Annotated in this window: 12 protein-coding genes; 9 read left to right on the forward strand and 3 right to left on the reverse strand. The window is 47.1% G+C overall.

The window, feature by feature from the left end; all coding sequences use genetic code 11:
- The first annotated feature begins 43 nt into the window (after positions 1–43).
- Together AB0L18_RS23115 and AB0L18_RS23120 are read left to right on the forward strand one after the other, a co-directional pair.
- Complete coding sequence (locus tag AB0L18_RS23115; protein ID WP_367389693.1) at positions 44–1,168, forward strand: DUF819 family protein; 1,125 nt, start codon at positions 44–46, stop codon at positions 1,166–1,168.
- Between the two features lie 58 nt (positions 1,169–1,226).
- A complete protein-coding gene (locus AB0L18_RS23120) occupies positions 1,227–2,009 on the forward strand; it encodes a hypothetical protein (RefSeq protein WP_367389694.1) in 783 nt (260 codons plus the stop codon).
- A 64-nt stretch (positions 2,010–2,073) separates the two neighbouring features.
- Here AB0L18_RS23120 and galK read toward each other — a convergent pair whose 3' ends face one another.
- Both galK and AB0L18_RS23130 read right to left on the reverse strand, forming a co-directional pair.
- On the reverse strand, positions 2,074–3,231 hold the full coding sequence (gene galK / locus AB0L18_RS23125) for a galactokinase (protein WP_367389695.1): 1,158 nt from the start codon (positions 3,229–3,231) through the stop codon (positions 2,074–2,076).
- Positions 3,231–3,947, reverse strand: a complete 717-nt coding sequence (locus AB0L18_RS23130; protein WP_367389696.1) for a YebC/PmpR family DNA-binding transcriptional regulator — start codon at positions 3,945–3,947, stop codon at positions 3,231–3,233. Before AB0L18_RS23130 ends, galK begins: the two co-directional genes overlap by 1 nt.
- A 195-nt stretch (positions 3,948–4,142) precedes the next feature.
- Between AB0L18_RS23130 and AB0L18_RS23135 the strand changes: the two genes are divergently transcribed.
- Positions 4,143–7,529 (forward strand): caspase family protein, encoded by a 3,387-nt coding sequence (locus AB0L18_RS23135; protein WP_367389697.1) that lies wholly within the window; start codon positions 4,143–4,145, stop codon positions 7,527–7,529.
- A 177-nt stretch (positions 7,530–7,706) separates the two neighbouring features.
- Positions 7,707–7,910, forward strand: a complete 204-nt coding sequence (locus AB0L18_RS23140; RefSeq protein ID WP_367389698.1) for a hypothetical protein — start codon at positions 7,707–7,709, stop codon at positions 7,908–7,910.
- Positions 7,911–7,916: 6 nt separating this feature from the next.
- Here the strand turns inward: AB0L18_RS23140 and AB0L18_RS23145 are convergent, their stop codons facing one another.
- Positions 7,917–8,900 (reverse strand): pyruvate dehydrogenase complex E1 component subunit beta, encoded by a 984-nt coding sequence (locus AB0L18_RS23145; RefSeq protein ID WP_367389699.1) that lies wholly within the window; start codon positions 8,898–8,900, stop codon positions 7,917–7,919.
- Between the two features lie 411 nt (positions 8,901–9,311).
- Between AB0L18_RS23145 and AB0L18_RS23150 the strand changes: the two genes are divergently transcribed.
- Genes AB0L18_RS23150 through AB0L18_RS23170 form a run of 5 tightly spaced genes read left to right on the forward strand, consistent with a single transcriptional unit; the run spans position 9,312 to position 12,884 of the window.
- The gene (locus tag AB0L18_RS23150) at positions 9,312–9,470 is read left to right on the forward strand and encodes a hypothetical protein (protein ID WP_367389700.1); all 159 of its coding nucleotides are present in this window, start codon (positions 9,312–9,314) and stop codon (positions 9,468–9,470) included.
- A 36-nt stretch (positions 9,471–9,506) separates the two neighbouring features.
- Positions 9,507–9,851 (forward strand): bacillithiol system redox-active protein YtxJ, encoded by a 345-nt coding sequence (gene ytxJ / locus AB0L18_RS23155; RefSeq protein ID WP_367389701.1) that lies wholly within the window; start codon positions 9,507–9,509, stop codon positions 9,849–9,851.
- Positions 9,852–9,861: 10 nt separating this feature from the next.
- Entirely contained in the window at positions 9,862–10,530 is a 669-nt protein-coding gene (mnmD, locus tag AB0L18_RS23160; protein ID WP_367389702.1) for a tRNA (5-methylaminomethyl-2-thiouridine)(34)-methyltransferase MnmD, read from the forward strand.
- Positions 10,527–11,573 carry a bifunctional diaminohydroxyphosphoribosylaminopyrimidine deaminase/5-amino-6-(5-phosphoribosylamino)uracil reductase RibD gene (gene ribD / locus AB0L18_RS23165; RefSeq protein ID WP_367389703.1) on the forward strand — a complete coding sequence of 349 codons (1,047 nt, stop codon included), beginning with the start codon at positions 10,527–10,529 and terminating at the stop codon, positions 11,571–11,573. Before mnmD ends, ribD begins: the two co-directional genes overlap by 4 nt.
- Positions 11,574–11,591: 18 nt before the next feature.
- Positions 11,592–12,884, forward strand: a complete 1,293-nt coding sequence (locus AB0L18_RS23170) for a S28 family serine protease (RefSeq protein ID WP_367389704.1) — start codon at positions 11,592–11,594, stop codon at positions 12,882–12,884.
- Positions 12,885–12,965 lie beyond the last annotated feature (81 nt).

Consider the following 12,965-nt stretch of genomic DNA (forward strand, 5'->3'; position numbering starts at 1 on the left):
TACAATGTAGGATGCAAAATACGAGACCAACGAATAAACTCACATGTTACTAACGACAATACTATCGGTAGGCTTCCCTTTTTTAGCCTTGCGCTTGGAAAAAAACGACCGCTTGCCTTCCTTTTTTAGTGCCGTGGTGCTATGCTACGCCTTCGGGATCATCATCGGCAATCTACTTCCGCAGCTGGTACACGAACAAACGGCAGAACAACTAGCGGCTGTAGGCATGATCATAGCGCTGCCCATGCTACTTTTTGGAGCTAACATTAAGGAAAACTGGCGGTTGGCGGGGCCAGGCTTGTTGGCTTATGGCTTATGTGCTATTGCCGGCCTGATAGGTACCGCCTTAGCCGCCTATTATTTTCAGGAATCCCAACCCGATGGGTGGAAGGTAGCTGGTATGCTTACGGGCTTGTATACGGGAGGCACCCCCAACATGCAAGCAATTGGTATTGCAGTCGATGCTCCTGGAGATTATGTGGTGCTGCTACAAGCTTCAGATATTGTTGGTGGCGGTATTTATCTACTCATGCTGATGACCATTATCCATCCGTTTCTTGGACGATTCCTTCCCAGCTTCTCCATGGACCAAATTGATAAGGCAGAGGAAGCGTCGCTAGAAGAGGCCAATAATGGTTTTCGTTTTCTGCCAACAATAATTAGCTTGGGCGTAGGTGCCGCTGCCGCAGGGCTCACCTATTTATTGACAGGAGATATAGGTAAGCATACGACCTTGCTCATATTACTGCTCACAACGATTAGTCTGGGACTTTCTTTCTCACCCAGAATCAGCAATTTGCGTGGTGCTTACTTACAAGGAGAATACTTCTTACTAATTTTCTGTGTGGCCCTGGGACTCATGGCTAATTTCCAAAAGTTGTTGGGAGAAGGCCTTCAGCTATTAGCCTTTTCTTTGGTGGCACTGATTAGTACTATCCTGATCCACTGGTTGTTGGCCAAAATATTTAAAATCGACCGAGATACCGTGATGATTAGCTCAACAGCTGCACTTTATGGCCCGGTATTTATTGCGCAAGTCACCACCGCCATCAACAATCGCCGTTTGTTGGCACCCGGTATTGCACTTTCACTACTCGGTTTGGCTATCGGTAATTACTTGGGGATTGGGGTCGCTTATCTGGCCAAATGGCTACTGATACAGTTTTAACAAGATGAACAAATAACATTTCACCTTCGTTCTACAACTGCATTAAAACAACGCTGTTATGCCAACTAAAACCTTACAAATTCTGAACCTGATTGGCTTTTTGCTGGTCTTGTTACTCAATACCCTGGCCAATGCGCTCCCACTCAATGGCTACAATACGGGTGAGCTATCAGATCGCTATCCCAATTTTTTCGTACCTGCGGGTTTCACTTTTAGCATTTGGGGAGTCATCTACTTGCTACTGATTGTATTTATCGTTTACCAACTTCGTAATTGGTGGACAAAACAGGAAATGGACATGGGGTTCGTCCAAAAAATCGGGCCCTGGTTTTTTATTTCCTGCCTGGCCAATGCGAGTTGGATACTGGCCTGGCATTACCTGCAAGTGACTCTTAGCTTACTGATTATGCTGATTATCCTGGGCAGTTTAATCCTCATTTATCTCCGTATGGGGATTGGTGAATCTTCTGCTCATCCTCCGGCCAACAAGTGGGCTGTACGACTTCCATTCAGTATTTACCTCGGCTGGATTACGGTAGCGACCATTGCGAATGTTACGACCATCCTGGTGGATAACGGTTGGCAAGGCGGCCCGCTCAGTCCTGTCAACTGGGCCGCTACCATGATCGTCATCGCTGGTTTGATTGGAATATTGATGTTGGTCAAAAAGGCTGACGTAGGCTTTGTGTTGGTTTTGATTTGGGCCTTCTACGGCATTTATGCCAAGCAATCCGTCAATACGACTGCTGATGTAGATAATATTCTCCTGGCGGCAAAAGTAGCTATGGCTTTACTGGCAGTAGCGGCCGTAAGCAGATTTAGAAAATGGCTGACGGTCTAACACCGCGCTCCTTAGCTCCTTAGCGTAGGGTTTCAAACCCTACGCTAAGGAGCTAAGGAGCTATTTATACCTCACCAACGCCATCTACCAGACGGACAACAAGCTCTTCTCCTTGTTTGCCAAACGCTGCCTCATAAGCAGCTAGTGCTTCGCCTACGAAGGCCTCTCTGGCGTCCTTTCGAACCAGATTGAGCGTGCAACCGCCAAAGCCACCACCCATGATACGGGCACCGTATACGCCCGGATGCCGATAAGCTTGTGCAAAAAGGAAGTCAATTTCTGGGCAGCTGACCTCATAATCCTGAGCCAGCCCAAGCTGCGTGAGATTGAGCAACTGGCCTGCTTTTGCGGCATCGCCAGCCCCCAAGGCATCAATCATCGCCAAAGTTCGATAATGCTCTCCCACGATATAGCGACAGCGTTGGTAGACCTTGCCGGGAAAGGCTTCTTTAAGCTGCTCGACCTGCGGAGGAGTGGCATCGCGCAGGGATTTTACTGCCGGAAAATGTTGTTGTAAAACAGCTACACCCTGGGCGCATTCCTCGACCCTTTGAATGTAAGCGGATTCCGCGAGGTTATGGCTCACCTTGGAATTGAGCAACACCCATTCGCAACCTTCAATAGCTACAGGTACTTTGCGGTAAGAAAGGTCTCGGCAATCCAGCATGATCGCATGGTCTTTGACGCCATTCAAGCTGGCAAACTGATCCATGATCCCGCAGGGAATACCCACAAACTCGTGCGAAGACTGCTGAGCCAATTGTGCCAATTCAGAACCATTGTACCCTGCCTGCAAAAGCAGGTTCCAGCTCATGGCCATCCCGCATTCCAGCGCAGCAGAAGAGCTTACACCAGCGCCTACGGGGAGGTTGCCGCCAAAAACAACATCCAACCCCACCAACTGATGCCCCCTTTTAGCAAACTGTTGAGCAATACCTAACAAGTAATTGAGCCAAAGGGAGTTGCCTGGCTTCAATTCTATCAAATCAACAACAGCAGCTGCTTCAATATCTAAGGCCCAAAAGCGAAGCTGCTGGGTACCATTGGGCCGCACCGCAAAAAACAAGGACCGGTCGATTGCTCCTGGCAACACCAAGCCCTGGTTGTAATCGGTATGCTCTCCGATGATATTAATACGCCCCGGCGCACGTAAAAGAAGTGCCGGGGCGTAGTTGGTAAGTGCCTCAAATTGGCGACTTACCGATTGGTCATTATACATCATTATTCTTCCATATCCATATTGTGGAAGACATTGACGACATCATCATCGTCCTCCAATCTTTCGATCAGCTTGATCATTGCTTCTACCCCTTCATCATCCAATTTTTTGGTATGAGAAGGAACCCTGATGAGTTCGGCTGTATCGACTTCGATTTTACGCGCTTCCAGGGCTTGTTGCATGGCTCCAAAATCTTCGAAGGCAGTATAGAGCACAAATAGCTCGTCTTCGAGTACCAAATCTTCCAGCCCGTGGTCGATGAGTTCTAGCTCTAATTCTTCTTGGTCAAGACCTTCCGCTTTGACCTTGAACATGCCCTTACGGGTAAACATATAGTCTACTTCGCCAGAATTACCCAGGTTCCCGCCACCTTTAGAGAATTGCAAACGCATGCTGGCTACAGTACGGTTGGTATTATCCGTAGCGGTTTCAACGATTACAGCAATCCCCTTGGGGCCATATCCTTCGTAGACCACCTCGTCGTAATTGGCAGAATCCTTGGACAAAGCCCGCTTGATTGCTGCATCTACGTTGGCCTTGGGCATATTCGCCGTTTTGGCGTTCTGGATAGCAATCCTCAACCGGGGGTTATAATCGGGTTCACCACCACCATCCTTGACCGCCATAGCAATCTCTCTACCTATCTTCGTGAAAACTTTAGCCATTGAGGCCCAGCGCTTCATTTTCCGCGCTTTCCGATATTCAAATGCTCTTCCCATGGTTTTATTTGATCAGTAAAATACTGTTCTGTTAATTTCACATGCTTAACTTCTGCAAAAATATAAAATGGAGCGTAAAAATGAAGGAATAAAATTCATTGGCCACAAAATCATCACGACGGTAAATCATAAAAACTAATTGTTTTTCCTATTTTTGAAAAACTGTTAAGTTCTAAAACTCAAACCTGACCCATTATGATTTATGCCCTAGTCGTCGCTATTGATCAGTACCCTATTGCTCATCACCGGCTGAATGGCTGTGTCAATGATGCCAAATCACTGGTTGCTTATCTGGAAGGCAACTACGAATGTGAAGAAATTTCCATAAAAACCATTTTCGATCAAGAGGCGACCAAAGCGAATGTCATCGCTGGCTTCAAGCATTTCCAAGCAGCCAAAGCCGACGACACTTGCTTGCTCTATTACAGTGGGCACGGCTCGCAAGTGATTGCACCACCAGAATTTCTCAGCATTGATCCAGACGGCAAGCTGGAAACCCTTGTCTGCTGGGATAGCCGGATTCCTGCCGGTGGCTACGACCTGATGGACAAAGAACTGTCTTACCTCATCTGGGAAGCCACACAGCAGCACAATCAGCATTTTGTAGCCATCTTTGACTGTTGTCATTCTGGCACCAATACCCGCGACGTACGGGTAACCTCGCGCATGGCCGAAACCGCGCGAACCATTCCTACCGTAAACGAATTCTACGGCAAGGAACGCTATCAAAAGGGAGCTACTACCGCTGGGCGGATCGACTTGACTCCGCCACGTGGTCGCCATGTAGCACTAGCAGCAGCCAGTGCCAGCGAAACCGCCAAAGAGCTGCGTATTGGTGAGACCACCCGTGGTGCATTTACCTATAACCTTATTTCCTTGTTGGAACAATACAACGGAAAAATCACTTACAGTCAGCTCATCAGCAACCTGAAAGTGCTCGTTGCCAACTATGTTGAAAAGCAATCTCCTCAGATTGATGCTTCAGAAGAAGGTGATAAAAAGCGTTATTTCTTAGGCCAATTGCCTAAAACGAAAGCGCCTACCTATACCGTCAATTTCGATAAAAAAGCAGACGCTTGGGTCGTCAATGCTGGTGCCATCCACAACTGGCCCGCTGATCGTGCCAGTGAAATCCAATTGAGTATTGATAATATCCAGCTGAAGGTCACGAAAGTAGACATGATGCATTCTGAGTTAGCAGACCATGCCAAGCTGGACAAAACAAAATCTTACTTAGCAAAACTGGAAGCTTTGCCCGCTCGGCAAATCAAAATTGCGCTGGCCAAGGACAACCAAGCCGAAGGCAACAAAATCCTCAAGCAGGCACTCAAAGACCGAGCAACGCCTATTTACTTCCAGTTTACCGATGATCCCGATCAGGCCGACTATTGGGCAAGGGCCATAGACAACACCCTGCGTCTAACTTTTCCCGGTGAAGATCGCCCCGTATTCAGGCGCTTGAATGGCTACACTGCTGACAATGCGCTGATTTTTCTTGATGATACGGAGAGCGTAGCCCATTGGCACCACGTCAAGAACATCAACAATCCTCGTACAACACTTAAACGCGACGATTACCAAATTACCCTCCTAAGGGTAGATCAGCCAGGTGCATGGCTGGAAGATGACGACTGTGCCGCAACGGCAGTAAACTGGCAGGAAGAAGTGGTCTTTAATTATGACTATGATGCCACTAAAGAAGGAGACGAAAAATGGTTGCAACCCGCTTTCAGAATGAAAGTGAAAAATACCAGCAATCGTAAGCTTTACTTTAGTGTAGTGAATATGCAAGCTGATTATGCGGTGAAAAACAAATTCATGGCATTAGAAGTCCTTGAACCCGGAGAAGAAGCCTGGTTGTTGGACCGCATGGACAATGGAGATACCTATAAGTGTATCGCATTGGGGGTTGACGAAGCATTTCTCGCTCATGGTATCAACGAACTCACCGAATACATCAAAGTCTTTGTGAGTACGATGGAACTCTCTACAGATGATTTCAACCAGGATGCTCTGGAAATGGATAATCCTACCAGAAATATTGAACGAGCAGGTCGAAACCCAGCCAACCAGTCTCCAAAACACGACTGGACGGTAGAAGACATCATTATGAAAACCGTCCGACCTACGCGTGAAGTGAAGGTCAGTGGTGGCGAGCAAAAAGAAATTGCGAATGCGATAACCATTGAAATGCCAGCCGGCGTTAGTAGTATCGCAACCCTCAACGGCAAATCAGAAGCTACGCGTAATCTATCGGGCAGCACTCCCCTGCCTGATTTTCCAGCGGGCTGGTCGAACCATGATTTGGCCGAAGGGCTGAGCCAAAAGCCGCCTGTCAATATCCTGGAATTTTATCAGGCAGAGGGCATGGAAAAGGTAAATGCCGACAACCCCATCAAGGTAAAACTTAACCTAATGCCGACCGACGATGAGTTTGTAGTTCCTGTCGGTTTTGATCCCGAAACGGGCTTGTATTACCCGGTGGGTATGATGGACGAAAACGGCATGGTACTGATCGAAGACCTGCCTGCACCTACGCCTAGCGGTACGCGAAGTCTGGGGGGATCGATCAAGATCTTCTTCCAAAAAACAGTGGGTAAATACCTTCCTTTTGTTTACCAACATCCCCAATTAGCCATTGGCACCTTTGTGGATGCGGAACCAGAAGAGAAAGCAGCCGTAGGTATTAAACTCAACTACAATACCGATGCTGCTGCCGTAAAAGCAGCCGTAGCGGGTGCCGATCGTATCGTGATGTACATCCATGGTATCATTGGCGACACGCTGGAGATGCCAAAAAGTATCCGTCTGGTAAAAGATGCTGCCGGCCATACCCTGGAAGACGAATACGATCTCATCCTTACCTTTGATTATGAAAACCTGAATACGCCGATTGAAGATACCGCACAGGCATTGAAAGATCGTTTAGCTGCCGCAGGCCTTGGCCCAGACCATGGCAAAACGTTTCACATCGTAGCACACTCCATGGGTGGTTTGGTGAGTCGTTGGTTCATTGAAAAACTCGATGGCCACCAAGTCGTGAACCACCTTTTCCAGCTGGGCACCCCCAACCAGGGTTCTCCGTACGGGTCGCTCTACGAAATGGCGACGCCGCTTTTGGCCAACGCCGTCAACGGAGCAGCCTTTGTGCAGCCGTACATTATCCCGTTAAGGGTGGTTGGTAAGTTTTTAGACAAGCTTTTCTACACCCTCAAACAGATGAATTCCGATAGTGATTTCCTCAAAGCACTCAACGATGGCAGTGATCCTGGGATTCCTTACACCATCATTGCTGGAAATACCCAACTGATTCCTCCGGCCGTAGCTGATCCACAGGCCAAACTATTAAAAAAAGTCATGACCCGCTTCAAAAGCCGTGCCCACTATGACGCCCTGGACTTGCTACTGTTCAAATCACCCAATGATATTGCTGTAAGTACCGAGAAGATTAAAGCTATTCCTGGTGGTCCTGATCGGCAGTTTCCGCCAGTGGTGTTGGAATGCGCTTGTGACCATATCAGCTATTTCGGCAATCCAGCAGGTATAGAGAGCATGGCGCAGTTGATGTTGAAGGCGGATTAAGGAAATACGCTTTTAGCGGAGGTTTGCTCTTTTCATCACATAGCCACATAAGCTTTCACATAGCCACATAGATTTTAAAAAAAAAGGCAGACACTTGTAAAGTGTCTGCCTTTTTTTTTAAAAATGGATTAATTTCAACCTACAAACAAATTTTCACATTGAAAAAAAAATCGATATATGGGTAATCCATTTCTCAAAAAAGCATTGATCGCTCTACTATTTTTTGCTGGTAACCTTGCTATTTTTTACTTGGTAAAAAAATCAGGAAACGAATCCGAGCTCTCTCAAAGAGAACTGGTTGATGTACTGGTGTTAGCTTCCATCAATACCGTCAATCTGGTTTTCGTTCTTCCCTTCCTCGCTAAAAAATACCCAAAGTAATTTGCCTTACCTCACGTAAGCCACCTCTTTTACTGCTTTGATGATCTTCTCTGCATTCGGCAGGTAAGCTTCTACAAAAGGAGCAGCGTAAGGAAGAGACACATCGGCAGAGTTGACGCGGATAACTGGCGCGTCCAGGTAGTCAAACGCGAACTTCTGTACTTCGTAAGCGACCTCACTGGAAACCCCGGCAAAAGGCCAAGCTTCGTCGACAACGATGAGGCGGTTGGTTTTCTTTACTGAGGCGACAATGGTGTGATAATCCAATGGACGGATGGTACGAAGATCAATCACTTCTGCGCTGATGCCTTCTTTGGCCAATTGCTCCGCTGCTTCCAATGTTGGGAGCATCATCTTATTGTACGACACCAAAGTTACGTCTGTACCTTCCCGGCGAACGGCTGCTTTACCGATAGGCACCAGGTATTCCCCTTCAGGAACTTCACCTTCGTAACCGTAAAGCAACTCTGATTCCATTACACAAACAGGATCATTGTCACGGATGGCAGATTTTAGCAGTCCTTTTGCATCAGCAGGATCTACACAAGAGATCACTTTCAAGCCAGGGGTGTTGGCCATCCAGCTTTCGAAAGTTTGTGAGTGCTGTTGTGCCAATTGGCCAGCAGAACCTGAAGGACCTCTAAAAACGATCGGGCAGTGGAACTGTCCAGCAGACTGCGACAAGGTCTTTGCAGCGTTGTTCACGATCTGATCGAAAGCCAACACGGCAAAATTCCAGGTCATGAACTCAATGATTGGACGTAGACCGTTCATGGCTGCACCTACGCCGATACCCGCAAAACCTAGTTCCGCGATGGGCGTATCAATCACTCTTTTAGGGCCAAACTCATCCAGCATCCCCTTACTCACTTTGTAAGCACCGTTATATTCTGCAACTTCTTCCCCCATGAGGAAAACACTCTCATCACGGCGCATCTCTTCAATCATAGCTTCCCGTAGGGCATCCCGTAAGGCTAACTTTCTGGACATATCTTGAAATGTTTGTTTTTTAACTTTTGCGTTTAGCGGCACAAAAATACTAAATCAATGCTTTGTTGCAAGTCTAACTTACACAAGCTGCCTAAAACTAAGTCATATTTATTGCGCTAAAGCACAATTTAGCGTATTTTTGCGGCGCGATTTAAAAATAAACTATTCAGTAGGCTCGTTGGTTTGCATGAGTAGGGTATTTATCCCCTGAACATAATTATTGCGCAAAAAATAAATTGAGCCTTCTTTTAGGTTTTCCAAAAAGCTGACACGCCTGTCCGGCTGGCCAGACGGGCTTGAAATGAACCGCTTAGTCAGCTTTTTGAAAAACGTCGGCTCAATTTATTTTTGTGCTGTTTCTAACAAGTCTTTACTAAACAAACCACCAGTAGAGCACTAAATTAAACCTCCATGAAAATTTCACGTCAGCGTATCAGCCAGGTTGCTTTGTTTTTCTTGGCTACCGTTTTGCTTTCTTCTTGCAACCGTGGTTATGGTTGTCCTTCCAACTTTGACATGGGTGAAACCGTTGTTGAAGCTACAAAGACCATCGTCAGCTTCTTGTTTTAAGCTGCTTGTCAGTACTAACCCTCTTCAATAAAGACTATGATTAAGTGGAATGCTTTGACGAGTATCGTCGAAGTCAATGATCTTGTGGAGCAATCGCATCAGCAGCCTTGTTTGATCTTCAAGCACAGTACAAGATGTAGCATTAGCAGTTTCGCCAAAAGTCGATTAGAAAATGATTGGAATCTTTCGGAGCAAGATATCCAACCCTTTTACCTCGACTTGATCAATTATCGATCTGTCTCCAATTTTGTTGCTGATCATTTTGCGATTGATCACGAATCACCACAGGTACTCTTGATCAAGGACGGGATTTGTGTTTACCACACCTCTCATCTTGATATTTCGGTTGGCGGTATCCAGCAGGAGTTGGCTGTTGTATAATTATTTAGGCATGGATAACGTTGCCCACATCATAGATACAGAAGATGGGTCGCACAGCTTGTTTAGCGAGCAGTTTGCCGTAGGCTACCACTCAAAATACGGGGCTATCCAGGAATCACAACATGTTTTTATCCAGGCAGGGCTTGCTCCAGCCTTGTTGGATAAAACATCCCTTCGGGTATTCGAAATGGGGTTTGGTTCAGGGCTTAATGCTTTCCTCAGTTTGCTTTTCTTGAGCGACCCGCAAAAAAATATTTATTTTGAAACGGTGGAAGCGTTTCCTCTACCACTCGCCCAGGTAAGCTCCCTCAACTATCCCTCACTTTTAAACGGTTCGACCGATGACTTCCGAGCTTTGCACGAAGCACCCTGGGGCGAACCTACCATTATCACGCCTCAATTCACATTGCGCAAGCATTTGGGTACCATTCAAGAAGTAAGCTTAGCAGGTGATTTTGATGTCGTTTTTTTTGACGCCTTTGCACCAAGTTCTCAGCCTGAGCTTTGGGAAGCACCTGTTTTGGAAAAAATCTTCCAGGCGATGGCTCCTGGCGGCATATTCGTCACGTACTGCGCCAAAGGCGTTGTCAAACGTACCCTCCGTTCGATCGGTTTCCAGGTAGAAGGTATTCCTGGTCCTCCGGGAAAAAGAGAAATGACCAGAGCAACAAAGCAATGAGTCAGCAAGTCCAATTCATGCAGCGATGCTTTGATTTAGCGCGCCTTGGTGCAGGTCACGCCTCTCCAAATCCAATGGTAGGTGCTGTATTGGTACATGAAAATAGAATTATCGGTGAAGGTTTCTTTGCCAAAGATGGTGGTCCTCACGCCGAAGTCATGGCCGTCCGTTCGGTAAAGGACGTTGATCGCCACTTAATTAAAGCAAGTAGTCTTTACGTTTCTCTGGAGCCTTGCAATATTTATGGTCGTACACCACCTTGCACCAATCTTATCCTTGAGGAAAAAATCCCGCACGTCATCGTCGCCGCCCGCGACCTTACTCCTGGTGTCAATGGTGCGGGTTTAGCGCGTTTACGCCAGCACGGTGTCAAGGTAGAAGAAGCCGTACTTTCGCAAAGGGGTAAAATCCTGAGTGAATACCGCAATGTATTCGTCAGTAAGGATCGGCCTTACCTTCTCTTGAAATATGCGCAAACCAGCAATGGCTTCTTGGCACCTCTTGATGGCAGCACCCATTGGCTTTCCAATGGTTTTAGCAAACGCCTGACGCATAAATGGCGAACCGAAACCGATGCCATCATGGTGGGTGCCGGGACTGCGCGTGCCGACGATCCAGCACTCACTCCACGTTTTTACCCAGGACGCTCGCCGCGCCGGGTGGTTATTGATCGAAAAGGCACCTTGCCCTCCACGCTCCAACTCTTTGACGGCAGCACCCCTACCCTGCTTTTCCGACAATCAGGCATAACGACGGCCAACCAAGCTAACGCCCGTCTTATAGCACATGATTTTACCCAGCCCGACTGGCTACCCAAGATGCTCGCACAATTAGCGGAGCAAAAAATTGCCCACCTTACGGTAGAGGGTGGCGCTTGGTTGCTGCAACAGTTCGTAGCGCAAGACCTTTGGGATGAAGCCAGGGTGTTTACCACCAAAGCCAACTGGAAGGTCGGCTTAGCCGCACCGGCACTTGGAAAAATTGCTTCTCAGGAGTTCATCTTGCAACAAGACCGCCTTACGATACACTATAATTTTTTGTAATTTCAAAAAAACACAACCATGCTGCATCGCATACTTTTAGGCTTATCCCTCCTTTTTTCTCTAGCTCTGACAGGACAAACCAGTCAACTGGAAACTGCCTTGTTTCAGTTACCAGATGTTATCTTTAAAAGTATGGAGACGCCTGCTGGCTACACAGCAGCCTACGAGTTGCACATCAAACAACCCCTCGATCACAATCATCCAGAGAAAGGATATTTTTATCAGCGTGCTTATCTTTCTCACCGTGGATTCGATCGGCCTACTGTCATTTGTACCGAAGGTTACGACCGGCCAAACAATCGCAATTACGAACTCAGTGACCTTGTCCAAGGCAATCAAATCGATGTAGAGCACCGCTTTTTTGGTACCAGCGTTCCAGCTGCCGACATCTTCGACTATCAATACCTGAACCTGGAGCAAGCTACCGCTGATTTGCACAAAATCAATCAGGTTTTTCGGGAAATCTACCAAGGCAAGTGGCTCAGCACGGGTATCAGTAAAGGCGGGCAGACCACCATTTTCTATCGTTATTTTTATCCAGAAGATGTAGACGTGAGTGTTCCTTTTGTGGCACCGCTCAACCTTGAATTGGAAGAACAACGCATCTACACTTTCCTCGATACCGTAGGAACAGAAGCCTGTAGAACAGCCCTTTATGAAGTTCAAAAAGAGGTATTAAAGAACAGGGACTACGCCTTGCCTCGCCTAAAGTGGTACGCAAAGGGAGCCGGCCTGAATTTCACTTACCTCAGTCTGGAAGAAGCTTTTGAATATGCCGTTTTGGAATATCCTTTTTCTTTCTGGCAGTTGGGAGGAAAATGTGAAGACATCCCCAAAAAAGGAGATGGTAAGGAGGCCGCATTGGAACACCTGATGTCTACCTCAGGGATTGATTTTTTTGCGGATGCAGGCATGACAGGTTACGCCAGTCATTATTACCAGGCAGGTTCCGAAATGGGCTACTATGGTTACAATACCGAAGATTTCAAAGGGCTACTTAAAGCTTTGCCGATGGAACCTCACCCCAGTGCTATTTTCATGCCTGAGGGATTGCCCAAGACATTCGACGGAAAGCTCGTCAATGCCGTTGCCGAGTGGATTCCTGCCAACGCTGACCGCTTCATCTTCATCAATGGCAATGCTGATACCTGGTCAGCTACAGCAGTCCGACCCACGGAAGGGATTGATGCCCTCTGGTTTTTCCTTGAAGGATTGGATCACGGAAAAGCGCGGATCAGAAACATGAAACCTCAGGAACGCGCACAAATGGTGAGTGCGCTGGAAAGGTGGCTGGAGATGGAAATTGAGTAATAGCAGCTGTATAGCAATACAATTAGAGGGTTAGCTGGTATAAACCATCTAACCCTCTACTATCTAACCATCTAACCAAAC

It is taken from the genome of Lewinella sp. LCG006 (genome assembly GCF_040784935.1).
Taxonomy (GTDB): Bacteria; Bacteroidota; Bacteroidia; order Chitinophagales; family Saprospiraceae; genus Lewinella.